This is a genomic window from Peribacillus sp. FW305-BF15 (assembly GCF_058783805.1).
Window position 1 is genome coordinate 66,891 of record NZ_JBYSYV010000019.1, and the last position, 24,020, is coordinate 90,910.

The following is a 24,020-nucleotide window of genomic DNA, read 5'->3' on the forward strand; positions in this document are numbered from 1 at the left end:
AAGCACGCTCTTTTCCAATAAAAAAGAAGCGACTCCGAATCGAGTCAGCTTCCAAGATGTTAAGCTGCACCGCAGCATTTTTTGTATTTTTTCCCGCTTCCGCATGGACAAGGCTCATTTCTGCCAATGACCGGTTCTGCATGAACATGCGGCATTTTAGCTGCCTTTGCACTTTCCGTGATAATTTGCGTGCCTTTTTCCTTCATTTGCTGATACCGCTGTTTAAATAACTCCATTACATCTTTACTGTACTTCAGCGTATCTTCCGCGATATCCATCGCCTTTTGCTTCGAAATATTATAATCCTCCAGGACGAATTGATTATCCCCGAAAGAAACCCTCACTCCAAAATGCTGTCCCGCCTGTTTATTGCCTTTAAGCTCCTCAACGAATTCAAGGTATACTTCCTGGCAATCACAAGTCTGATGCATGCAATAATAATCATATATCCAATACGATTTATCTTCGTATTTACTCTTTAAAGCAATGCCATCCTCAACGCCAAATACATCCAAATATTTTATCGCTTTTCCATCGAGTATCTCAAATGGATCAATCGTTCTCATCTATAGACACATCCTAATTCATCAAAATTTATTCTTCCTTTGTATTGTACAACCTAATTCACCAATCGTCACTTGAAACGAAGCCTGACAATGTCAAATCCCTTTCAGTAAAAGCATAATTAAAGAGGCCTTATTGAAGGCAATAAAAAAAGCTGCATCAGTGTCTATAAACTGATGCAGCCCCTAATCCTAATCCTCATCCGATCCATGTGGTCAATTCGTCAATCGGTGTTTTCTTAGCAGGTTTCGGCTCCATGTCAGGATAACCCAAGTATATGAAAGCCAATACCTCTCCCTTGGAGGATAAATTGAAAAATTCACGGACTTTGTCATGATAAGTTATTTTCCCCGTTCTCCATACTGCTCCCAAACCTAGAGAATGTGCTGCAAGAAGCATATTTTGGATGGCACTGTTCACAGCCGCATATTCTTCTGCGACGAGGACATTATTCTTATCACTAGGCTCCATGCCCACCGCGATGATGACTGGAGCCCTTAATGGATTCTTTTTTTGCCTTTCGAGCTTGCTGATTAAACTTTCAGGGGTATCATCAGCATTTTCGATTCTTGTTATTTCTTCGAATACCTGCCCAAGTTTATTTCTTCCTTCCCCTGTCAAAACAAAAAAACGCCAAGGCTCCGTCCGATGATGATTAGGTGCATATGTTCCGGCTTCAATGATTTGCTCGATCATTTCTTTAGGAACCGGATCTTGCTTAACGATTCCGATGCTTCTTCTCGTTTTTATAGCCTCGATAGTCTCCATGTTATCTCCCCTTATCCCTTTATCTCTAATAGTTTCTGTTTCAGTTCATTTTCCATTGACGCCAATTCCTGTTCAGCTTGACGGCGTTTATGCCTGCCTTCTTCTTGGATCCGCATGGTCTCCTCAAGCGTGGATATCAAGTTAGCTTGAGTTTTCTTTAATGTTTCGATATCGACAAGTCCGCGCTCATTTTCTTTTGCGGTTTCAATGGTATTCGTTTTCAGCATCTCGGAGTTCTTCAATAATAAGTCATTTGTAGTCTTGGAAACCTGTTTTTGGGCTTCTACAGCATGCCTTTGCCTGATTAGGGTCAGTGCAATCGCAACCTGGTTTTTCCAAAGTGGGATGGCTGTCATGATCGAAGATTGGATTTTTTCGACTAGTGCCTGATTCGTGTTTTGGATCAGCCTGATCTGCGGTGCGCTTTGAATCGTGATTTCACGGCTCAACTTCAAATCATGAAGCCTTTTATCCAACCGTTCAGCAAATTGCAGCATATCATTTACTTCTTGAAACTTCATTTGATCATTACTTGATTCAGCGGACTTCCTTAGCTCCGGAATCGTTTTCTCATGGATTTCTTCGAGTTTGATTTCCCCAGCTGCAATATAGACATTCAATGCCTGGAAATATTCCTTATTCGTTTCATATAGCTTTTCGAGAATTACGATATCCGATAACAGGATATTCTTGCTCCGATCGAGTTTTACGCTGATTCGGTCGATTTGGGCACCGGTTTTTTGATACTTGGATAGCACCTCCTGTACAGATCCCGAGAGCTTCCCGAACATACGCGCAAAAAATGAGGGCTTATCCGGTTTTAACTCATCCGGGCTGAGTTCGTTTAACTTTTTCATTAAATCATTGATAATGCTGCCCACTTCACCCACATCTTTTTTCTGGACATGCTCAAGCATGGAATTAGAAAAGGTCAGGAGCTTTGATTGGGCGGGTGTACCATAGGATATCATTGCCTGATGATTCGTTGGGTCGATTTGTTCGGCAAGCTGATAAGCTTTGGCCCTGTTCTCTTCAGGAATGACATCAATCAGTTTAACCGGTTTCGCTTCCTGGGAAGATACTTTCTCAAGCTCCTGCACCCCATCAAATGGATTGGCTAAAAGGTCATCGATCAAACTGGCGTTATTCGTTTTATTCAACAGGTTTGGATCATTGTTATTCATTTTAACCTCCTGCTTTCATCAATTACTTGTGACTCTTTTCTAGTTTTAATGGATTGCTTAGCAACATCCAATTCGAAGTTAAGGTCATCGATATCATCGGCAATCACTTTATATAAATCCTTTTCTATCGTATTAGTAAGTTCCTTTAAAGTTTTACGAGTCTCCGTTAAGGAAAGTTCAAGTTCCCTATTCTTTTTTGGCTGCTGTGCTAGAAAAACATATTTCTCCGCAAGCTCCATGGCAGAATCCAGATGCGAGTAATAAAACTGTTCCGCTTGATAAAACCGCTTCGGTTCTTTTTTTGTCAGACTGTATATTTTCCTGATCATTTTAATCATCTCTTTCCTCTGTTTAAAAGAAGAGATATGCCTGACCGAGATTAGTGCTTTTTGCACCCTCCATATCTTCGGTTTTGCTTCGATTAAATTTTTCTTTATATATTGATATTCTTTTCTCGTCAATTCATGTTTTTTGAGGTATCTTGATGAAAAATATACGGAACTCAGCCAGTATGCAAGTACCCCTCCTGCTAAAGATATGACAATGGACAGGGCAAACGGTTGATTCAATACGAAATAGCTAATCATCCAAACCGGCAAAACCATTGGAAATGCAATCAATATTGGAACAAAATCAGCAACAAATCGATTCATTATCATTACACTCCTGACTTACACTCTTTTCTTTATATACGGATTATCCTTGGAATTGGTTTCAAGATGAAAAAAAGAATTTCTCCTACCCTAAACGATATATGAACCGGATCGTTTCTGCAAATTTATTGAAATTTTTTCTGTGAGTTCCCTCTTCTTCCCATTCATATGGGCTAACGCCTAGTCACTTCACCGGAACTGACATAAGTTATAGGGTATCCATCCTGATTTTAAAAAGGAGAGTTGACCATGAATTCATACGGATTTTATCCTTATCCACAACAAAACGGAAATCATCAGTACTTTGAACCAAATTTTAATCCATACTTCCAACAGCCTGAACGATTTGATTATATGCCACAGCAAGATTGGAACTTTCAGCAGGTACAAGAAAATCCATATAGCCAGGTGCCAGACCAATTCGATATTGAAAGGCAGCCTCAACAACTTGAAAGAAGAATCCGGGAACTTGAGCGTCAAAACGAGCGTCAAACGAGGGAACTCAATCGGCAGAACCAAGAAATCACGCGGATAAATCGTGAAGTGAACCGAATTAACCAGGAAATCACCAGGCTAAGTCAAGCGGACCAGCGACATACGAATAGGTTAAACAGACTGAATCAAAGACTTCGGGCCGTGGAAAGAAACCTTAACATCCCCTTCACCGCAACAGATGATGGTTTTTAATGAAGGAAATAGCAGGAGCTCATTGTGAGCTCCTGCTATTTGCTTTGAGATTTAATCAAACGATTGATTAATCTTTAAAGGTTCAACAAACCCTTGTCCAGGGTTACAAAGCTTTACGATTTTCACTATTTGTCATATACACAATTGTTTTCGCCGCCTTAAATATGAATCCTGCTACTTGCTTTAAAAAAGTAGTTACACAATACTGATCTGCAGAATAAAAAATAGGAATCTGCCATATTCCCGCGGAATTCATCAAGTTATTTATAAGAAAATGGATGTTTTTACATACTTTGTTGCTATTTACCAAGTGGTGAGGTGTGGTTGATTTCCCCTCCAGATGCTCGCTTTCCGCTCCAATCAACCTTAGATAGTTTCGTTTTAAAACAACAACCTTTACGAAAAGAGCCAAGAAAATAAAAGAGCAGGAGTCATATTTACACTCCTGCTCTTTCTGATTTACAACATGATCCGTTTCAACTTTTCGTTTCTAGATTCCTGTTCCTCCTGGGTAGACAAGTCATACTTCTTCAATAGATGAAAAAGTTCATTCAATGTTTCCTGCGAATTCCCTTTTTCAAGATATCGATCTAATGTTTGACTCAATTGTGTTGGTAAAAATGCCTTTTGGCTCTCAAATTTCAGCCTGACATCTTGCCGCGAATGATTAAGATTGCATACACCCATTTAAAAATTCACCTCTTACTTGATTTTACCATTGTATTATAGATATTACCTTGTCAATTCTTCATCCTGCTTATAGTAATCCTCCACCTTGATGAACTCCGGCGAGGTATGTGTGGCCATGATGCCATGATAACTGATATCCAACCCAAGTTCTTCTTCTTCTTCAGTCGATCTTATCGGCAGCCATACATTTATAACTTTAAAAACAAGCCAAGTCACTGAAAAGCCCCAGATGCATAACACCACTAATCCTAATATTTGAACTCCGAGCAAATGCCATCCCCCGCCGGCAAACAATCCATTTTCAGTGGAGAAAAGGCCTATCGCTATCGTCCCCCACATTCCTGATGCCGCATGAACAGGAAAGGCACCGACCGGATCATCGATTTTCCGGGCTTCCAACCAATTTGTCGCAGCTAACATCAACATTCCAGAAACTGCTCCAATCAGCAACGCCGCCAGATCACTAACGAATGCACATCCAGCTGTAATCCCGACAAGACCAGCAAGTGAGCCATTGATGACGGAAGGTGCATCCGAGCGTCCATATCTAAACAGTGTATAAAGCAGGGTAACCGCTCCCCCTGATGCCGCTGAGAGCATCGTGACAATGGCAATATGTCCAATTCGGACATCTGTAGCTTGCAAGGTGCTTCCTGCATTAAATCCAAACCAGCCAAACCATAAAAGGAATGCCCCGACAGATGCCAAGGGGAGATTACTCGGCAGCGAAATGGAGCTGGTCCCCCTTGAAGTGAATTTACCTGCTCTCGGCCCGATAACAATGGCAGCCGCAAGTGCTGAAAAACCGCCTAGTGCATGAATGACAGCAGACCCTGCGAAGTCCTGCATGCCCATCCTACTTAACCATCCGCCACCCCATACCCAGTGACCGGCAATCGGATAGATGAATGCTGTCATCATTACGACAAAAATAAGATACGCCCGAAAATTGATCCTTTCCGCAACTGCTCCCGAAACGATGGAAATGACGGCGATGACGAATGCCCCTTGAAATAACCAATATGCATCCATGGAAATCGTAAGGTCGATGTGCGACAAATCACCTTTCAGCAGAAAGCCACTTGCCCCGATGATTCCAAATACATCCTTTCCATACATTAAGCCAAAACCAACGACGAAATAGCAAAGCGTTCCGATCGTAATATCGGCAAAAACCTTCATGATGATGTTCACATTATTTTTCGTACGGACGAACCCTGCCTCCAATAAGGCAAACCCGCCCTCCATCAATAGTATCATGGCTGCTGTAAGAACCACCCAAATCGTATCCAAGCCTGCGTTTAACGTTTCTAGAGTCATCTCGGCGTTCCCTCCGCTTTCTGCCAGGCCATTATTTCTTTAATGATGTCTGATGGCAAATTCATTTCCCTTTTTTCTGGTTCAGCCTCAAGTAAACCGATCACCTCATCTAAAAAAGCGACCCGCTGTTTTATTCTCTCGATTTGTTTATATCTATCTTTCACATTCACCAAATGTTCAACCGCCTGGTGATGACTTGGGGCACGCCCTGTAAAAAAACGTTTAAATGGTGACAGTGATTGATACCAAGCTTCCTCAGCTCGTCGTTTTTGCTCATATTTATGAATTTTACCTTTGATCGATTCAATTTCCGACTCCTGTTTGCTTTTGTGGAATAGCAGTCCTTTCATCACTTCTTCAGATGAAATTTCAATAACAACCCTACTATATAAATCGTCCATAATATAAATGTCATATCACCTCACGTAACAACGTTATGTTTTCTACAATTATATTTAAAATTCTGAATTCGGTCAATGATTAAACAATAAAAACGAGTCGCACAACGAAAAAGGAGGATTAAAACAATGAATTCTGCCTGTTTCCATTCCATTAATCAAACGTTTGATTAATGGAAGAAGCTAAGTGATTTCAATCATGGATATATTTAGAAGGTATGTATATTCAATTTTTCCTCACTCTAATAAGGCAGATAAAAACTAGGGGGTTCATATATGACAGTTATAAACGATGTCAAAACAACTATAGCAGGGTTAAAAAGCGCTCAAGCGAGCTTTGAAACTTTCGCCCTTTCAACAGATAATGAGCAAGCCAAACAATTGTACCAACAAGCTGCCCAACAAACACAAACGATTGTCGACAGCATCACTCCTCGCATAGAAGAGATTCAAAACGAGGAACCTCAATATAAACAATGATCATCCATATAAAAAAGGTTGGTTAAAGCAACCAGCCTTTTTTATATCTTTCCATAACCAAGAACAAAATCTTTAAGCCAATCACAAACTACCAAAGGGTTACATACCTGACTTGAACTGCGGATGAAAGAGCTGTAATTCTTAAAATATGATCGACTACAACTTCAGAATCATCGTAGAAGATCGTTTTGAGAATTACGATTGTCCTGGACTTCAGAAAGACTTTTAACGCCGAATGATGTGATACAAGGATGTTAAATGATAAAAAGTAAAAGCTGACTGCTTTATCTCCGGATTTTGTTTGACCGAATTGGCCGCTTTGTTCCTTTCAGGTTGCGGTGATACTGCAGCCATTGAACTCCGGGCCAAAGGTTTCGTGGCTGTACTATATTCAAATTGACTGAAGGATTTTTATGTTATTCCTTTGTTTAATCTTACTGACAATACTCATACAATGGGGTGGTTTAATAATGCTTACGGGGCATCGCACTTGGGTGTTTGATCAAAAGCCTGTCATCGTCTCCACTGGAACCGTTGGCGGTCCATTTGAAGCAGACGGTTTGCTTGCGGATGATTTCGATCTTCTCCATTCCGATTTATGGATCAATCAAGATACCTATGAAAAAGCACATAAAGTCTTATTGGAGGAAGCGAGTACAAAAGCAATCGAGAAGGCGGGTCTTCAAAAGGAACAGATACAATTTTTCCTAGGAGGCGACCTAATCAATCAAATAACCCCTACCAGTTTTGCCTGTCGAACACTAGGAACACCTTATCTCGGCTTATTTGGCGCCTGCTCCACCTCCATGGAGGGACTGGCTCTTGGTGCATACCTTGTCAACACAAAAGGGGCAGAGTACTTATTGACAGGAGCATCAAGCCATAACGCTGCAGTGGAAAAGCAATTTCGCTATCCAACTGAATACGGAGGGCAAAAACCTCCGACAGCCCAATGGACCGTTACGGGGGCAGGAGTGGCTTTATTAAGCAGTGCCGGGGAAGGCCCAAGGGTCACTTCAGCTACGATAGGCCGTGTCATCGACATGGGATTGACCGATCCTTTCAATATGGGAGGTGCCATGGCTCCGGCCGCTGTAGATACGATTGAAGCACATCTCAGAGAAAGAAACCTCGACCCATCCTATTATGATTTGATAGTGACTGGGGATTTAGGAAAGATTGGACATGAAGTTTCTTTGGCAATATTTAAAAAACATGGCACGCCGATTAAAGAAGAGCAATATAAAGATTGCGGTTTAATGATATACAGGGATGGTCAACCGGTCCTGGCCGGGGCAAGTGGCCCTGGATGTTCCGCAACCGTCGTTTATGGTCATTTATTAAATCGCATGAAAAAAGGGGAAATTAAACGATTGCTCGTCGTGGCTACCGGTGCCTTGCTATCTCCCCTATCCTTTCAACAAAGTGAGACGATTCCATGCATCGCCCATGCCGTATCGATTGAATATGACGGAGAAGCACAAAACTAAGGGTTGATGTTTGAACAGACACCTGTAGCGTTAGCGGATGTGAAAAAGAATCGATTGATCGGTTGTTGCCACTGGCATGCTGGAAGCAACCAGTGCCTGGATAACAGCTGCTCATGGTTCCGAGTCATTATTATAGACCTAAAAAGATAAGGAGGTTGCTGCATGACGATAGCTTCCAATGTCAAACAATGTGTCTCCAGCCTAAAAGGAATTGAAGCAGGCTTATCCAGCTTAGCACTCAGGACTCAAGATGATAAATCTAAACGGATTTTGCATGAAACGATGCTGGTGGTTAATGAAGTTAGGAAGGATGTACAGAAGCGCGTGGGCGAGTTAGAACGGGAAGAACCACAATATAAAGGTTTTTAATGATCAAGCAGGAGGTGTTTGGTAATGCCGGGTTGGTTAGAAATTGTTTTGCGTTCATTTTTCTTTTTAATTGTTCTTTTTGTAATCACTAAAGTGTTAGGAAAAAAACAATTGTCCCAGCTCTCCTTTTTTGAATATGTAACGGGCATAACCATCGGTAATGTTGGGGCAGAATTAGCTACAAAAGTGGAGGGCAATATTATACATGGCGTCCTGTCCATCCTTGTTTTTGCCATAGCACCTTTCATTGCAGGATTAATATCCTTAAAAAGTAAAACATTCCGTGATCTTGTGGAAGGAAAAGCATCGGTTTTCATCAAAGATGGGAAAGTCATGGAAGATAATTTAAAAAAAGAGAAATATACCATCGATGAATTGCTGGGATTACTCCGAAAAAAGGATGTCTTTGATATTTCCGAAGTTGAGTTTGCCTTATTGGAAGCCAATGGGGATTTTTCCGTAATGTTAAAGAAGCAAAATCAACCTGTAACACCTAAGGACCTTAACATGCCAGTGGCTGCAGTAAAGGAGCCACAAACCATCATCATGGATGGCCGTATACTTGATGAACCACTTTCCACGATTGGTCTGAACCGAAATTGGCTTCTTACTGAACTGGAAAAGTTGGGGGTAATCCTCGATAATGTATTTCTTGGTCAGGCCAATTCTAATGGAGAATTAACTGTGGACCTTTTTGATGATAAACTAAAAGTTCCTTCTCCTCAAGAAAAACCTCTTTTGCTCGCGACCTTGAAGAAATGCCAAGCGGACTTGGAGTTATTTGCACTTGGAACTGAATCAAAAGAAGCTAAAGAGATGTTTGGCAAAAATAGCGAGAAGCTGCAAAAGGCGATAGATAACGTAATCCATATCTTAAGGAACTGATTATATATTCATTCCCTCACTTTCATAAGCGATGTGACCAGTCCAATAATCACGATCGTCACACATGAAAAAAGAAAAATTTCGATACCTAAGGTGAATGCTGCAGCTGAAATGATTAATGTATCTATGACGATAATCGCCAAAGCAATATCCATGGAGGTGGATTTTGAGATGATTTTGGCTAGCATATCCGTCCCCCCGCTGCTTGTCTCATATCGAAGCATGAGTCCTATGCCCATCCCTATGATGACACCGCCAATCAAGGAGCTTGCCAGTATTGAAATGGAAAAAACCTTTTTCACTGGATTAAGCCAATCCATAAAAAGGGATGTCAAAAGCAATCCGTGAACGCTGCTATAGAAAAAAGGGCGTTCATAATACCAGGCATATAAAAATATAGGAATGCTAAGGACCAACATGGATAGTCCCGTTTGAAAACTAAAGAAATAATGAAGGATGAGTGCAATCCCAATTACGCCGCCATCTATTAAATGATGAGGAACCAAAAATCCATTTATTCCAATGCCCACCAAAAAGCTACCAACAATGACAGCCACCGCTTTTTGAAAATTAATAAAATCACCTTGCCTCCCAATCCATATATTTCTTAATATATGTACAAGTCAGAGCGTCAAGAATAATCATTCAAAAAAAAATCCCCCTCCCTTTTCTTCAATTTAACTACGTGAAAAAGGTCCCGGTCATTTAGACCGGGACCAACAGTTTGTTGACAAGAAGGTTCGGGAACCTATCTTTCTTCAAATATTCTCCCGAAACAACCTGACCCAAAGCAGCCCTGCAACTCCTTTAGGCATGGTCTCCTTTCTAACTGTTGTAACTAAGTTATTTGGAGAGACTCCTGCGGGAAAAGCGCGCCTAGTGAACCCCCTCCCTCAGGCGCATGCCGAGGGACGACCGCCCGCAGAGAGCGAGTGTGTGGATCGGAAGTCAATATTGTACAAACATAAAAAATGCGGGCCCAGTCAATTAGACCGGGCCCGCATTCAATCATTTCAACTCTAATAACACTACATTTTCAACATGTGTAGTCATTGGGAACATATCGACAGGCTGGATATCAACTGCTTTATATCCGCCTTCTTCCAAGATATGAAGATCACGCGCTAGAGTGCCTGGGTTGCATGATACGTATACGACTTTATTAGGCTTCATCTCGATGATCGTATTCAGAAGGGATTCTTCACAACCTTTGCGTGGCGGATCCACCACGATGACATCAGCAGTATTGCCCTTTTGATACCATTCAGCAATAACGTTACCTGCATCGCCGACCATGAATTCTGCATTTGAGATTTCATTCAATTCAGCGTTGCGCCGTGCGTCTTCGATCGCTTCTTCGACCACTTCGACACCGATTACTTTTTTCGCTTTTTTAGCTAAAAATAAAGAGATGGTCCCAATGCCGCAATAGGCATCTATCACCGTTTCTTCACCAGTCAGCCCTGCATAGTCAAGAGCTTTATTATAAAGGACTTTCGTTTGATCTGGATTGATTTGGTAGAAAGATTTTGCTGATATCGCAAATTTCACATCACCGATCATATCATGGATCACTTCGTCGCCCCATAGCACAGTCATTTTATCGCCTAAGATAACATTCGTTTTCTTGGAATTCACGTTTTGAACGATGGATTTAACTTGTGGAAGACGTTCAACGATTTCCTTCACGATGGTTTCGATGAAAGGGATACTTTTCGTTCTAGTAACAAGAACAATCATTAATTCCCCTGTTTGCTTGCCATAACGGGCCATGATGTGCCGCAATACACCTTTATGTGCCTCTTCATTGTAAGCGGGGATACCAAGTTTACTGAAAATCTCTTTAACGACTTGAACGGCTTCATTAATCAATTCATTTTGGATAATGCTTTCTTTCGTTTCAACGATTTCATGTGTCCGCGGTTTGAAGAACCCTGCTATTAGCTTGCCATCCTTTTCACCAACAGGCACTTGCGCTTTATTGCGATAATGGGTTGGATTCTCCATCCCGATGATCGGGTGAACCTTCACATCCTCAAGTTTCCCAATGCGTGTCATCACTTCACGTACTTGCTTTTCCTTGAATTCCAACTGTCCTTCATAGCTCATATGCTGCAGCTGACAACCACCGTACTTATGGTAGTCTTCAGTCGTGACCTCAACCCGGTATGGACTGTTTTCGGTAATCTCCATCAAGCGTCCGAAGCCATAACCCTTATTAGCCTTCATCACTTTGATTTTTGCTTTTTCACCTGGAAGGGCGCCCTGAACAAAGATCGGGTAGCCATCGACTTTAGCGACGCCAGCTCCTTCATGTGTTAAATCTTCAAATAAAACCTCTACTATATCATTTTTAGCAACTGGTGCTGTTTTTTTCATATCATCTTCTCTTTTCTTTTTTATGCTAGCCTGTATTTTACCACAATAGAGGCCTTGCCACAAAACCACTCACCAATTTACCCTGGTTTTCATAAAAATATAGTGGAAGGAATTACGGATTTTTCATAGTTCCATGAATAAAAGTTCAATAAAAAAAGAAAAATAAGGAAAAACAAAAGAGGTGAGGAAATGGGTTTATTTAACTCTATATCGGCCTGGAATGCTACAAGGATAGAAAAACATCGAGCGAGTATGGAGGAAAAAGGCCTCTGTCCGGATTGTTACGGACGTGGATACAGCTCCTTCGTACCTACGGAATATCATTTTTCCGATATACACGACTGTCCCGGCTGTAATGGCACCGGAGCTTACGCTGATTGGGCAGCCATGAATGGGCAGCAAATGTAATCGCATACAATGCCAAACTTCAAAGAACTAAAAAGGACCCCCTGTTAAACAGGAGGTTCTTCTATTTCCTTTACCATATAGCGAAATTCATGGCCGCTAATCGAAATGGTTTTCATTTCTATATATCCTAATCTGCCATAGAGACGATTCGCTGCTACATTTTCATTTTCAACGACTAAAGAAATTCTTGGATACCCCTTATTTTTAGCGTATTCCTCCACATATTGAATCAGTGCACTGCCAATTCCTCTTCCTTGAAAATTCGGGTCGACGGACACGGTATCCAAATAAAAGTCTCTCATTTCCGCTTCCTTATCGAGCGTAACGCTTGGGTCTTTCATTTTCATCCTTAATTGTTTCACTATCGGTTCATCCAAGCTTTCGGCATCCTTGCCATGGTAAGCAATGATCAATCCAGATACTTGTCCATCATGTTCACTGACAAGCGTATTTTCATAGCTGACCCGATTCCCACTTTTCCTGAACAAGTCGGCAAGAACGGAAAGTATTCTTTCTTCTTCCGTTTCACCTGTCAAAACCTCTGCAATTTCCTTAATCGCTAACCGGGTCAATATGGCTGCCTTGTCCGCATCCTCCGGTGTCGCTTTCCTGATATACATGTTGCAATTCTCCTTGCTTCATTAAACTGAAAAGGCCACCAGATTCAGTGGCCTTTTCACCTTATTTATTTGCCGGATCATCCGGCAGTAGTCCTTGCGGGATGAATACATCAAAATGGCGGTACTGATTGACGAATTCAGCTGGGGCCATCCCGCCAAATTCCCCATCCAAATTAAGCATCATATCCTTTTTGGCCTGTACTTTAATTCGATTGGCTTTTTCATAAATGACATTTTTATCATGGATATGCTCACCGCGCATTGCCAATGTTGCGACACGGACAATATCAGCCAGGTTTGCCTTTTTTAAAATAAGCAACGTGAACATACCATCATTCAAAGAGGCGTCAGGGGCCAGTTTCTCGAAGCCCCCGACCGAATTCGTGTTAGCCACCAAGAAAAGCATGATCTCCCCTTCAAAAAGCTTTCCATCATATTCAATAGAAACTTCCGTCGGCTTAATTGAAGGAAGCATTTCAATTCCTTTAATATAGTACGCTAGCTGACCGAGCATCGTTTTCAGCTTGATCGGCACGTCGTAGGTCAATTCGGTCAATCTGCCCCCGCCAGCAATATTGATAAAATACTTATCGTTCATTTTCCCGATATCGATCGGCATCGTATGCCCGCCGGCAATAATTTCGGCTGCCCCTTCGATCGACTTCGGTAAATGCAGCGCCCGGGCGAAATCATTGGTCGTTCCCGTCGGGATGATTCCTAGTTTCGGACGTTTCTCTGCAGTGGCCAGTCCATTAACAACCTCATAAATCGTACCGTCGCCCCCTGCTGCAATAACTACCTCATAGCCGCGTTCAATCGCTATCTTTGCCGCTTTCGTCGCATCCCCAGCACCAGTCGTCGCATGTGCAGAAGCTTCATAACCAGCTTCTTCAAGCTTCGCTAGCACACCTGGCAGGCTCTTCTTAATGGCTTCCCGGCCCGAAGTCGGGTTGTAAATCAACCTTGCTCTTTTCATTTCCCATCATCCTTATACATATTGATTCCATAATTTACATCTTAATCCTTCATTACATGAAAAGCAATATTCGAAAAAAAGAGGACCGTATTTCGGTCCATATCTTTTACATTTTACTAGAAATCTTATCAGGGAAAATTATAATGCTTTTTACAATTTTATTCTAGTAAATGATTTCAATCATGGATATTGAACGTTCACGTTAAATGTATCGGTAACCGTTAAAGTATGTTTCCCATCACCATTATTGAATATCCCATTCTTTTTTACAATGCCTTCATCACTTGTTCCTTTTTTCACTTCAGTCATCTTCCAGCCACTCTCGGGGCCTTCAAGTTCCTCTACCCCTCTAGCATCTATCTTGATATCACTATTATCCTGAAGAACTACACTTAGATTTCCGCTGTCCTTTACACTCCAGTCATTCAAGAGCTTTCTAGGCTTCAAGACAAGATCGGTACTTTGACCGTCTATCTCCACTGCCAACTCAGCAGGGATTATAAGGGTTGCCTTAAGATTCCTTGTACCACTGTCCAAAAGTCCATTTTGACTCGGTAAATCCTTGAAGCTAATATAAAGAGTATCACCATTTCTTTCAACAAGTAAATAATCTTCCGCATTGTTCAACAATGAATCATCATCTTCCATTACCCGCTCACCATATGTTCCAAAAACGGAAACTTCTTCGTCCTTACCACTTTCAATTGTCAATGGGTATGAACCAGTGTCCAGGACAACTCTCTGTATGCCCTTTCCTGCCTTTTGATTGAAACCAGGCAAATTGACCGTTTTCACTTCACTATTAACGGCAGCCCTAACTTTATCCAACAATCCGCTGGATGTAAGCAGAATTAAAACTATTCCCGTCGTTCCAAGCAATCCAACGAAAAGAATGCTAAGAATATCATATTTTACAAAAGAACTTTCTTTTCTGGAAAAATAAATATAGAAGAGAATCTCTGTACCCAAGATTATGAACAGCAACGGCCACCATGATAGCAGAATCGTCGTCAAATTCATATCCAAAATTCGGGAAACGAGTAAAACAAAACCCAAACCAACCAGGGAGATCCCCATTGAAATCGTTCCGACTCTCCATGTTCTCATTTTGTCTCCTCCTTGACGCTCCCTTTTTTACTTCCCGACAGCAATTTGATTCCTCCGCCTATTAGAAGGATGCATACAAGGCCTTTTTGAAAATAATCCCTAAACCAATATTCCAAGTTGCTTCCAATCCATTCATCTAAATGGGGAGCGATGGCCGGGACGATCATATTACTGGCCAAGAAATAGATTCCAATTCCCACCAAACCCAATCCTAACCATTTTTGATGATTGACCATTCCCGAAATGATGGGCGTATCTTCTACTGGCCCCTCCTCCATTTTTGATGCTTTTTGCAATCCATCAAAAAAACTATAAAACCAGATAATCGGAATAAGGAAGAAGAAGAAACCCAACCGGAGTAAATCCAGTATGTAAATGGCGAATAAAAAGCCGGCCATCAATTGTATCCCGCGTTTTTGCAGCCCCAAATATAAGTGACCTGCACCAGGGAAAATAGCGAATAAAGTCGCGACCGCTTTACTCTTCTTCCCGGATTCCCGTCTCTCCTCGAAATCTTCCAAAACGGTCCGATCGATAAGCTCCTCACCTCTTTGCTTTTTATTCAGCTGTTGAACAGAATCAAAAAAGCTGTAAATCCAGATAACAGGCAATAGTGCCATGAATATTAACAGGCCTTCCATTTGTGTCATCACACTGATGAATATCACCATGATGCCAAAGCCTAAAAAGCTGATGAGAAAAATGAGCCCACGGTTCATGAGGCCTAGCTGAAAATGCCCTAACCCAGGAACGAATGAAAGGATGATTACATAAAACCTTTCCGCTTCCGGCGGATTTGCCATTCCCTCTTCATCCTCTTCACTTTTAGGATTCCTCAGTGAGGTGACCACCAAATCAAATATACTGATGAAATAAAACACCATTCCAATAACGGAAAATGCCAGAAACGCATCCGATTGACTGATTAACGAAAGAAAAAGACCTCCAAGCCCCAATCCAGCTGTGGCAAGAAAATAAAATAGCCCTTTATATTGCCTTCCTAGGTAAAAATGTCCGAAACCTGGCAGAAAGGATAATAAAAAAGCTAATACCGGACTTTTATTCATTTCTAAACCCCTCCTTATTTTTCTTTTCGATTGTATCCATCCAATTAAATGTTTTATCAATAAGGTCCTCGGTCAAGGACTGCGTTTTCTTTTCACTGCTTGATTCCACAGAATCCACGTATTCTGTCAATGATTGAAATACCCCGCCTGCCATTAATAAAATCGTAAATCCTGCCGCAATCAGGTAATGCCTTGTGATTGTCCGAAGTGACTTCTCTTTTCGATGTGGCCAAGACTCTTCAACAGAGCCGCCTTTCAATCGGCTAATCGAGTCCATGACTGGACCTGCAATATCAAATCCTTCAAGGTCAAGACTTGTTTCTTCTTTTTCCATCGCTTCCATATAGACGGACAAACACTTGTCACAGGAGTATAGATGATTTTCATATTCAATTTTTAAAGCCTCTGGTATTTCATCTGCCAAATATGCAACCCATTGTGCCTCTGAAACATGATTCATGAAAAATCCTCCTCTTTCCAATGTTTTCTCATCCAATTTCTTGCCCTGTATAGCTTTACTTCCACAGATTTCACTTGTATCTGCTGTTCCTCTGCAATTTGCTTGAATGTCTTTTCCTTTATGTAATAGCCATATACAACGTCTCGATATCCCTCTGGAAGGTCATTCAGCTTCCGTAATACTTGCTTTCGCCTTTCATTCCGAAAAAATACTGCCTCGACATCATCCGTTAAGCCCAAATTAACTTCCGATGAATGTTCGTCCTGTAATTCTTCCTTTTGGCGTTCCCTCTTTCTCTTTAGATCAATTGCATGATTGACGGCAATTCGGGTAATCCAAGTTTTGAAGCCTTGGTTCTTATATTGAGGAAGAGAAGTGTAGATTTTGATAAAGACTTCCTGGGTAACATCTTCTGCATCCTTTTGATTCCGCAAGACGGAATAGACGGTTCTATAAATCGTCTGTTTATAATTTTCAATCAACATTCGGAATGCATGATCATTCCCAGCCCTTACCTTCTCAACTAACTCATCGGACACTTCTCTTCCCCCTTTCCTGATAAACATTCATGTAATAGACGACACAAAAAGGAGTTACCCCTACAGATAACTCAAAATTATTTTTCCGCTTATTATTTTTCTCAGCCTTAGTCAAGAGAAAACCGTACCACTTTAAAAGTGATACGGTCAACATTAACGTTTATTGATTTCTTCCACCAAAATTTTATTAACAAGTTGTGGATTGGCTTGTCCTTTTGTCGCTTTCATAATCTGCCCGACAAGGAAGCCGATTGCCTTTTGTTTACCGGCTTTAAAATCTTCAATGGATTGCGGGTTATTATTCAATGCTTCTTCAACGGCTGTACGCAATGCGCCTTCGTCGGAAATTTGGACTAGTCCCTTCTCCTTGACGATCGTTTCAGCATCCCCGCCGTTTTCAATCAATTCTTTGAAAACCTTTTTAGCGATTTTAGACGAAATCGTGCCATCTTCAATCAGCTTGATCATTCCAGCCAATGATTCAGCAGTCAATTTGACATCATGCAGCTCTTTGCCTTCTGCATTCAAGAAAGCGGAAACCTCACCCATGATCCAGTTAGATGCTAGTTTTGCATCGGCACCTGAAGCAACTGTCGCTTCAAAGAAATCCGCACTTTCTTTCGTTACCGTTAAAACGGCTGCATCATATTCAGGTAAGCCAAATTCTTCGACATAGCGTTTTTTCCGGGCATCCGGAAGTTCCGGAATTTCGGCAGCGATACGAGCTTTCCATTCTTCATCAATATGGATCGTCAATAAGTCCGGTTCCGGGAAATAACGGTAATCATCGGAGCCTTCCTTAATTCGCATTAGTACGGTTCTGCCTGTAGCTTCGTCGAACCGGCGAGTTTCCTGTTCGATTATGCCGCCTTCATTCAAGATTTCCGCTTGGCGGATTTCTTCATGCTCCAACCCTTTGCGAACGAAGTTGAATGAATTCAAGTTTTTCAATTCGGTTTTCGTACCGAATTCCTTTTGGCCAACAGGTTTCAAGGAAATGTTAGCATCACAACGGAGTGAGCCTTCTTCCATTTTACAATCGGAAACGCCCGTGTATTGAATGATGGATTTCAGCTTTTCCAAATAAGCATACGCTTCTTCTGGGGAAGTGATATCCGGTTCGGATACGATTTCAACAAGAGGCGTACCTTGGCGGTTATAATCGCAAAGCGAATAGTTCCCTTTATGTGTTAGCTTTCCAGCATCCTCTTCCATATGAATACGGGTAATGCCAATTTTCTTTTTCTTGCCGCCCACTTCGATTTCAATCCAACCATGTTCACCGATCGGTTGATCGAACTGTGAAATTTGGTATGCTTTAGGATTGTCCGGGTAAAAATAGTTTTTCCGGTCGAATTTCGTAACTTCCGCCACTTCGCAATTCAGGGCAATTGCAGCCTTCATTGCAAAATCAACAGCCTTTTTATTGACGACAGGCAATACACCTGGGTAGCCTAGGTCAATTACAGTTGTGTTACTATTTGGAGCGGCACCAAAATGATTTGGGCTCGCTGAGAAAATTTTAGAATCCGTTTTTAATTCTACGTGTACTTCTAGACCAATCACCGTTTCAAAGTCCATTATTTTCACCCCTTACAGCTTAGGAAATTGTTTATGAAAATCTGTTGCTTGCTCAAATGCGTGAGCCGCGCGGTAAATCGTGCTTTCATCAAAATGCTTCCCAATCATTTGCAGTCCAAGCGGAAGACCATTCGCTGCGAATCCACATGGCACGGATATACCCGGTACGCCAGCAAGATTGACTGGAATCGTCAGGATATCATTCGCATACATCGTTAATGGATCGTCGACTTTTTCACCAATTTTAAATGCAGGCGTAGGTGTAGTCGGTCCAACGATGACATCGTATTTTTCAAAGACATCTTCAAAGTCTTTTTTGATTAATGTACGTACTTTTTGAGCCTTTTTATAATAAGCATCATAATAACCGGAACTTAAGGAGAACGTTCCAAGCATGATACGGCGTTTCACTTCGTCACCGAATCCTTCTGCACGGGTTTGCTTATACATTTCTATAAGAGTTTCTGCATTATCTGTCCGGTGTCCGTAACGTACACCGTCAAAACGTGAAAGGTTAGCCGAAGCTTCCGATGAAGATAGCAGATAATAGGCAGCTAAAGCATATTTGGAATGCGGCAAGGAAACCTCTTCCCATTGAGCTCCAAGACCCTCTAATACTTTTAATGCTTCAAGTACGGAATTACGCGCTTCTTCACCAACGCCTTCACCAAGGTATTCTTTAGGCACAGCTATTTTCAATCCTCTAACATCGCCTGTTAATGAATTCACAAAATTCGGCACGTCAACATTAGCAGAGGTCGAATCCATTGGGTCTACTCCTGAGATCGCTTCAAGCAAATAAGCGTTATCTTCAACAGTTCTTGTAACAGGTCCGATTTGGTCCAATGAAGACGCAAATGCTACAAGGCCGAATCGGGAAACCCGTCCATATGTAGGTTTTAAGCCGACGACTCCACAATATGCCGCTGGTTGGCGGATCGATCCACCCGTATCGGAACCTAAAGAGAATAGGACTTCACCGGAAGCGACAGATGCAGCTGAACCACCCGAAGAACCGCCTGGCACATATTCCGTATTCCAAGGGTTGCGTGTTGCTTGAAATGCGGAGTTCTCATTGGAAGAACCCATCGCAAACTCATCCATATTCAATTTACCGATCGTAACCGTTTCTGCCTTCTGTAGCTTTTGAACAACGGTTGCATCATAGATTGGATCAAAGTTCTCCAAAATTTTGCTCGCGCAAGTCGTACGTAAATTTTTAGTGACAATATTATCCTTCACTCCGATTGGCATACCAAATAAAGCGCCTTCGTTCTCGCCTTTTACCAATTGATCATCCAAACGTTTTGCTTGATTGCGGGCGTTTTCTTCATCAAGTGTCAAAAATGCCTTCACCTTGTCCTCTACCTGTCCGATTCGCTTATACGATTCGTCCACAAGATCAGTGACACTTATCTCTTTCTTATGTAATCGTTCATGAAGCTCAGAAACCTTTTGTTCGAACAACGACATCATTGTCCCTCCTTATTCAATTATTGATGGTACACGGATATATCCTTCTTTGCTATCCGGTGCATTTTTAACTACTTCTTCCACTGGCAATCCTGGTTTTGCGACATCTTCGCGCATAACATTCTTCATATCCAAAACGTGAGAAGTCGGGTTTACTTGATCCGTATCAAGCTCATTCAACTGCTCCGCGAATGAAATCATTTGGTCAAGCTGATGCTGAAACTGTTTTGCTTCTTCTTCCGTAATGGCCAATCGGGCCAAATGGGCAACGTGTTTAACTTGTTCCATAGTAATACGTGACATTCTCTTCACCTCCGAAAAAATATCCAAATCGACTGAATTTCGTCGCTTTTCTCCATATAATCATCGTTTAAATCATATCAAACTATTGCACAGTAAAGCAACAAGAGATACAATGTCGAAATTCAATTATTTCATAAGGAAAAAGAGATATTTTCCGGGAAATATGGGAAAGTTGCCGGAATTTCCGGAGAAATGACAATAAGGCTTTTAAAATTCGACAAATGTTGCCTTTTTAAAGCACTTGTTCCCTAAGATGAAAGGGTTTACTTTCCATTATATATCTTTGTTCATTGTTAAAGATTATTTTGACATTCACAAGAAATAGATTCCAGTCGAAAAAAAGGATGAAGCCGCTAAGCTTCATCCTTTTTTCATTCGTATATATGAACGGTTGGTTCGTCCTGATTCGCTTCACGGACTATGAGCGCTTCAGGTCCATTTACAGATGTAATGGATACCTGTACGGCAATATAGTTCGGGAAACGCTCCATTATGAGCCCAGCAACATATTGGGTAAAGCCTATCGCTTCCGAGTTCCCATAAAATTGAATGGGGATATCGATGTTCAGGCTTTGCAATTGATCATCCATATAGAACGCCCTGCCGATGACTCCATTAAAGTTAGGGAAGTATTCTTCGACATCTTCTTTAAAGTTCGTGAAAGTATTGACGTCATCACGGTATTTCTTTTCAGCAGCAGCAGAAGGAAATAGGAAATACTCTTCGTCCAAGTTCGTCCATTTTCCAATATTGTTCGAGTTTTTATCGATATTTGTATAGGAAATGAAATTCCCAGGGACTACTGAAGATTTTTCATTTTGCTCGAATAAGGCAATCGTAATCGGAACATTTTTCAGCTTGTCCATTTTACGCAGCCTTTTTAAAACTTCTGCAGCAATTTTTTCCCCTTCTTGCTTTAGCTTTTTACTATCGATTTTTTTTTCATAGGTGGCACCGAATGCCTCTTTTTGATAGTAATGCACTGAATTCAACGCTAGACCGATTACAACTCCGCCAAGGCTTACTGAATTATCTTTTGTTTTGACCAAGTAATTATGTTCTAAAATATGGGCGAGATAGATCGGATTTTCTTCATTTCGCTTATCAATGTCACCTTTGCCCGGATCAACCGGATTCAAGCCAAGGTTCTCTTTGGCCTTCATCTTCTTTTCTTTTAACTGACTATCGGTATATTTTCTGTTCAGCCAGGAAGATATCTCGGAACTATCTAGCATTTGCCCCTCTTGAAACAGGTAATCTTCCGGGTCGAATTGGGTTTGGGCCAACCGCATCAATCCATTTTCGAATTCTTCAATGTCATATCGGGTATTTAGATTGGATACGACCAAACCGCGTGCTTTTGATGGTTCAAACGGTAGGATTGTTTGATAATATTCTTCCGAAATTTTATACTTCGGAATAATTGCCGTTTCTTTTTTGTCTTTGGAGTCTTGAACTACCTCTTGCTTATCCTCGAAACTAGGCGCACATCCAGCAAGAAGCAGTATAAGAATCATCCCCAAAATGGAGTGTTTCCTCATAGCTACACCTCTTATTTATTTAGTTCCTCAATCAGTCTCTCTTCATCCCATACCATGACGCCTAGGCTTTCGGCTTTTTCCAGTTTGGAACCGGCATCTTCACCAGCTACGACCAAATCGGTTTTCTTGCTGACACTTCCAGCAACGTTAGCTCCTAGCGCCTCTAATTTCTCTTTAGCTTCGTTACGTGTTAACTGATGCAGTTTTCCCGTTAAAACGACTGTTTTACCGGCAAAAAAAGAGTCGATATCTTCTAAAGCAACAGCTCTTTGCCCTTTGAAAGTAAGATTCACACCGGCTGCATCCAGCTCATTCAATAATGCATGGACTTCTTCCAATTCAAAATAAGCTACGATGGAATCAGCCATCTTATCGCCTATTTCATTAATGGCCGTTAGTTCTTCACGGCTCGCCTTGCTTAAGGCTTCCATCGTCCCGAATTCCCTCGCAAGCGTCTTGGCAGCTTTGGAACCAACATGGCGAATGCCCAGCCCGAATAGTAATTTTTCCAACGAGTTGGTCTTCGAAGCTTCGATTGCTTGAAGAAGTTTAGTGACGGATTTATCCCCCATCCTTTCCAAAGCAATCAGTTGATCGTATGTAAGCTTATAAATATCAGCCACATCTTGTATGAGTTCTTCTTTAAATAACAAGCTAATCACTTTTTCACCAAGACTGTCTATATTCATAGCTGTACGGGAAACAAAGTGAATCAAACCTTCCCGTATTTGTGCAGGACACTTCGGGTTGATGCAGCGTAAAGCAACCTCCCCGTCCAGCCGGACAAGTTCACTGCTGCACTCAGGGCACTCAGTCGGCATCTGAAACTCGACTTCTTCCCCTGTACGGCGCTCTGCCAGTACATTGACTACCTCTGGAATGATATCACCCGCTTTTTTCACAACCACTTGATCTCCGATTCTGATGTCCTTTTCACGGATTAAGTCTTCATTGTGAAGTGAAGCTCGCTGCACAGTCGTACCTGCTACCCGGACGGGATCCAAAACGGCAGTCGGGGTCAATACACCCGTACGGCCCACATTCAGCTCGATATCCCTTAGGGTTGTAATGACTTCTTCAGCTGGGAATTTATAAGCAATGGCCCATCGCGGACTTTTTGCAGTAAAACCTAATTCATCCTGCTGTTCAAGGGAATCCACCTTTACGACAATTCCATCAATATCATAGGCTAAGTTTGGACGTTGTTCCGTCCATTCTACTATATAGGCCAGTACTTCCTCTATATTCGAGCATGTTTTTCTTTCCCGGTTCGTCTTAAACCCGAGTCTATCCAATAAATCCAGACCCTCGCTATGGGAACGGACCCCCGTTTCCCCCAAATCGGCAATCGCATAAAGGAAAATATCCAAGTTCCGTTTCGCAGCAAGTTTCGGATCAAGCTGCCTTAACGAGCCGGCAGCGGCATTTCGCGGGTTTGCAAATGGTTCCTCACCGCGTTCTTCCTTAGCCTTGTTTAATGATTCGAATGATTTTTTTGGCATGAATGCCTCACCGCGCACTTCTATGGCGACCGGCTCCCGTAACTTCAATGGAATCGACTTGATCGTTTTCAAATTGGCGGTAATATCTTCACCGATCGTTCCGTCTCCACGGGTTGCCCCCCTTACGAAATATCCATTCTCATATTGAAGTGTGACAGCAAGTCCGTCAATTTTCAATTCACATACATAGGAAAAATCGTCACCTACAGATTGTCTGACCTTTCTGTCGAAATCCCGTAAGTCACTTTCGTTGAAGGCATTGCCTAAACTAAGCATCGGTGTGGTATGCTCCACCTTTTCAAACATATCCAAAATGGCGCCACCGACCCGTTGTGTCGGTGAGTCCGCCGTTTGCAGTTCCGGAAATTTCTCCTCATACCCAATAAGTTCACGTAGCAGCCGATCATATTCAGCATCAGGTACTGATGGCTGGTCCATCACATAATATTCATAGCTGTATTGGTTCAATAACGTTTGCAGTTCCAGAACTTTCTTCTCTGCAGCTTGTAAGTCCATACGTTCAATCCTTTCTAAAGAAGACTCCACCGCACTTCTTATAGAAGAGCGGTGTCTAAA

25 protein-coding genes and 1 pseudogene are annotated in these 24,020 nt (G+C 41.8%); 6 read left to right on the plus strand and 20 right to left on the minus strand.

Annotated elements, in window-relative coordinates:
- Window positions 1–59: 59 nt before the first annotated feature.
- From AC3WLU_RS19260 to AC3WLU_RS19275, 4 genes and pseudogenes are all read right to left on the minus strand, one after another.
- Window positions 60–137: pseudogene (locus AC3WLU_RS19260) on the minus strand (SEC-C metal-binding domain-containing protein); the annotation flags it as partial.
- A 625-nt stretch (window positions 138–762) separates the two neighbouring features.
- Entirely contained in the window at window positions 763–1,332 is a 570-nt protein-coding gene (locus tag AC3WLU_RS19265; RefSeq protein ID WP_054398091.1) for a nitroreductase family protein, read from the minus strand.
- 11 nt (window positions 1,333–1,343) lie between these two features.
- Window positions 1,344–2,516, minus strand: a complete 1,173-nt coding sequence (locus tag AC3WLU_RS19270) for a toxic anion resistance protein (RefSeq protein WP_048686182.1) — start codon at window positions 2,514–2,516, stop codon at window positions 1,344–1,346.
- The gene (locus AC3WLU_RS19275; RefSeq protein ID WP_492597754.1) at window positions 2,513–3,169 is read right to left on the minus strand and encodes a 5-bromo-4-chloroindolyl phosphate hydrolysis family protein; all 657 of its coding nucleotides are present in this window, start codon (window positions 3,167–3,169) and stop codon (window positions 2,513–2,515) included. The genes AC3WLU_RS19270 and AC3WLU_RS19275 overlap by 4 nt, the downstream gene beginning before the upstream one ends.
- 354 nt (window positions 3,170–3,523) lie before the next feature.
- Here AC3WLU_RS19275 and AC3WLU_RS19280 point away from each other — a divergent pair, with 354 nt between their 5' ends.
- Window positions 3,524–3,856, plus strand: coding sequence for a coiled-coil domain-containing protein (locus tag AC3WLU_RS19280; protein WP_034306570.1), 333 nt, complete (start codon window positions 3,524–3,526; stop codon window positions 3,854–3,856).
- A gap of 459 nt (window positions 3,857–4,315) precedes the next feature.
- On the opposite strand, the gene AC3WLU_RS19285 is transcribed toward AC3WLU_RS19280, so the two are convergent.
- Genes AC3WLU_RS19285 through AC3WLU_RS19295 form a run of 3 tightly spaced genes read right to left on the minus strand, consistent with a single transcriptional unit; the run spans window position 4,316 to window position 6,267 of the window.
- Entirely contained in the window at window positions 4,316–4,543 is a 228-nt protein-coding gene (locus AC3WLU_RS19285) for a hypothetical protein (protein ID WP_430024627.1), read from the minus strand.
- Window positions 4,544–4,588: 45 nt separating this feature from the next.
- On the minus strand, window positions 4,589–5,866 hold the full coding sequence (locus AC3WLU_RS19290; protein ID WP_098865643.1) for an ammonium transporter: 1,278 nt from the start codon (window positions 5,864–5,866) through the stop codon (window positions 4,589–4,591).
- Window positions 5,863–6,267, minus strand: a complete 405-nt coding sequence (locus AC3WLU_RS19295) for a hypothetical protein (protein ID WP_222620063.1) — start codon at window positions 6,265–6,267, stop codon at window positions 5,863–5,865. Before AC3WLU_RS19295 ends, AC3WLU_RS19290 begins: the two co-directional genes overlap by 4 nt.
- A gap of 273 nt (window positions 6,268–6,540) precedes the next feature.
- On the opposite strand from AC3WLU_RS19295, the gene AC3WLU_RS19300 reads away from it, so the two are divergent.
- The 4 genes from AC3WLU_RS19300 (at window position 6,541) to AC3WLU_RS19315 (ending at window position 9,488) form a co-directional block, all read left to right on the plus strand.
- On the plus strand, window positions 6,541–6,744 hold the full coding sequence (locus AC3WLU_RS19300; protein ID WP_057278507.1) for a DUF1657 domain-containing protein: 204 nt from the start codon (window positions 6,541–6,543) through the stop codon (window positions 6,742–6,744).
- A 470-nt stretch (window positions 6,745–7,214) separates the two neighbouring features.
- Window positions 7,215–8,234 carry a stage V sporulation protein AD gene (spoVAD, locus tag AC3WLU_RS19305; protein ID WP_063577515.1) on the plus strand — a complete coding sequence of 340 codons (1,020 nt, stop codon included), beginning with the start codon at window positions 7,215–7,217 and terminating at the stop codon, window positions 8,232–8,234.
- A 162-nt stretch (window positions 8,235–8,396) separates the two neighbouring features.
- Window positions 8,397–8,603: a DUF1657 domain-containing protein gene (locus AC3WLU_RS19310; protein WP_492597755.1), complete on the plus strand. Its 207-nt coding sequence runs from the start codon at window positions 8,397–8,399 to the stop codon at window positions 8,601–8,603.
- A 24-nt stretch (window positions 8,604–8,627) separates the two neighbouring features.
- Window positions 8,628–9,488 (plus strand): DUF421 domain-containing protein, encoded by an 861-nt coding sequence (locus AC3WLU_RS19315; RefSeq protein WP_492597756.1) that lies wholly within the window; start codon window positions 8,628–8,630, stop codon window positions 9,486–9,488.
- Window positions 9,489–9,496: 8 nt separating this feature from the next.
- On the opposite strand, the gene AC3WLU_RS19320 is transcribed toward AC3WLU_RS19315, so the two are convergent.
- Together AC3WLU_RS19320 and rlmD are read right to left on the minus strand one after the other, a co-directional pair.
- A complete protein-coding gene (locus AC3WLU_RS19320) occupies window positions 9,497–10,045 on the minus strand; it encodes a YitT family protein (protein WP_283929857.1) in 549 nt (182 codons plus the stop codon).
- 451 nt (window positions 10,046–10,496) lie between these two features.
- Window positions 10,497–11,867, minus strand: a complete 1,371-nt coding sequence (gene rlmD, locus AC3WLU_RS19325) for a 23S rRNA (uracil(1939)-C(5))-methyltransferase RlmD (protein ID WP_492597757.1) — start codon at window positions 11,865–11,867, stop codon at window positions 10,497–10,499.
- Window positions 11,868–12,056: 189 nt separating this feature from the next.
- Here rlmD and AC3WLU_RS19330 point away from each other — a divergent pair, with 189 nt between their 5' ends.
- Window positions 12,057–12,275, plus strand: a complete 219-nt coding sequence (locus AC3WLU_RS19330; protein ID WP_034306063.1) for a hypothetical protein — start codon at window positions 12,057–12,059, stop codon at window positions 12,273–12,275.
- Between the two features lie 44 nt (window positions 12,276–12,319).
- Here AC3WLU_RS19330 and AC3WLU_RS19335 read toward each other — a convergent pair whose 3' ends face one another.
- The 11 genes from AC3WLU_RS19335 to ligA all read right to left on the minus strand — a co-directional run bounded on the left by AC3WLU_RS19335 (window position 12,320) and on the right by ligA (window position 23,960).
- A complete protein-coding gene (locus AC3WLU_RS19335; protein ID WP_063577517.1) occupies window positions 12,320–12,895 on the minus strand; it encodes a GNAT family N-acetyltransferase in 576 nt (191 codons plus the stop codon).
- Window positions 12,896–12,956: 61 nt separating this feature from the next.
- Complete coding sequence (locus tag AC3WLU_RS19340; protein WP_034306067.1) at window positions 12,957–13,871, minus strand: diacylglycerol kinase; 915 nt, start codon at window positions 13,869–13,871, stop codon at window positions 12,957–12,959.
- A gap of 180 nt (window positions 13,872–14,051) precedes the next feature.
- Window positions 14,052–14,978 carry a hypothetical protein gene (locus AC3WLU_RS19345; RefSeq protein ID WP_492597758.1) on the minus strand — a complete coding sequence of 309 codons (927 nt, stop codon included), beginning with the start codon at window positions 14,976–14,978 and terminating at the stop codon, window positions 14,052–14,054.
- On the minus strand, window positions 14,975–16,045 hold the full coding sequence (locus AC3WLU_RS19350) for a hypothetical protein (protein ID WP_063577519.1): 1,071 nt from the start codon (window positions 16,043–16,045) through the stop codon (window positions 14,975–14,977). The genes AC3WLU_RS19345 and AC3WLU_RS19350 overlap by 4 nt, the downstream gene beginning before the upstream one ends.
- Window positions 16,038–16,505: a hypothetical protein gene (locus AC3WLU_RS19355; RefSeq protein ID WP_098865639.1), complete on the minus strand. Its 468-nt coding sequence runs from the start codon at window positions 16,503–16,505 to the stop codon at window positions 16,038–16,040. Before AC3WLU_RS19355 ends, AC3WLU_RS19350 begins: the two co-directional genes overlap by 8 nt.
- Window positions 16,502–17,044 carry an RNA polymerase sigma factor gene (locus AC3WLU_RS19360; protein WP_235568396.1) on the minus strand — a complete coding sequence of 181 codons (543 nt, stop codon included), beginning with the start codon at window positions 17,042–17,044 and terminating at the stop codon, window positions 16,502–16,504. The genes AC3WLU_RS19355 and AC3WLU_RS19360 overlap by 4 nt, the downstream gene beginning before the upstream one ends.
- 153 nt (window positions 17,045–17,197) lie before the next feature.
- Entirely contained in the window at window positions 17,198–18,625 is a 1,428-nt protein-coding gene (gene gatB, locus AC3WLU_RS19365) for an Asp-tRNA(Asn)/Glu-tRNA(Gln) amidotransferase subunit GatB (protein WP_034306078.1), read from the minus strand.
- A gap of 12 nt (window positions 18,626–18,637) precedes the next feature.
- Complete coding sequence (gene gatA, locus AC3WLU_RS19370; protein ID WP_034306080.1) at window positions 18,638–20,098, minus strand: Asp-tRNA(Asn)/Glu-tRNA(Gln) amidotransferase subunit GatA; 1,461 nt, start codon at window positions 20,096–20,098, stop codon at window positions 18,638–18,640.
- A 12-nt stretch (window positions 20,099–20,110) separates the two neighbouring features.
- The gene (gene gatC, locus AC3WLU_RS19375; RefSeq protein WP_063577522.1) at window positions 20,111–20,401 is read right to left on the minus strand and encodes an Asp-tRNA(Asn)/Glu-tRNA(Gln) amidotransferase subunit GatC; all 291 of its coding nucleotides are present in this window, start codon (window positions 20,399–20,401) and stop codon (window positions 20,111–20,113) included.
- 371 nt (window positions 20,402–20,772) lie between these two features.
- Window positions 20,773–21,942, minus strand: coding sequence for a CamS family sex pheromone protein (locus AC3WLU_RS19380; RefSeq protein ID WP_098865637.1), 1,170 nt, complete (start codon window positions 21,940–21,942; stop codon window positions 20,773–20,775).
- An 11-nt stretch (window positions 21,943–21,953) separates the two neighbouring features.
- Window positions 21,954–23,960, minus strand: coding sequence for an NAD-dependent DNA ligase LigA (gene ligA / locus AC3WLU_RS19385; protein WP_492597759.1), 2,007 nt, complete (start codon window positions 23,958–23,960; stop codon window positions 21,954–21,956).
- Between the last annotated feature and the right edge of the window lie 60 nt (window positions 23,961–24,020).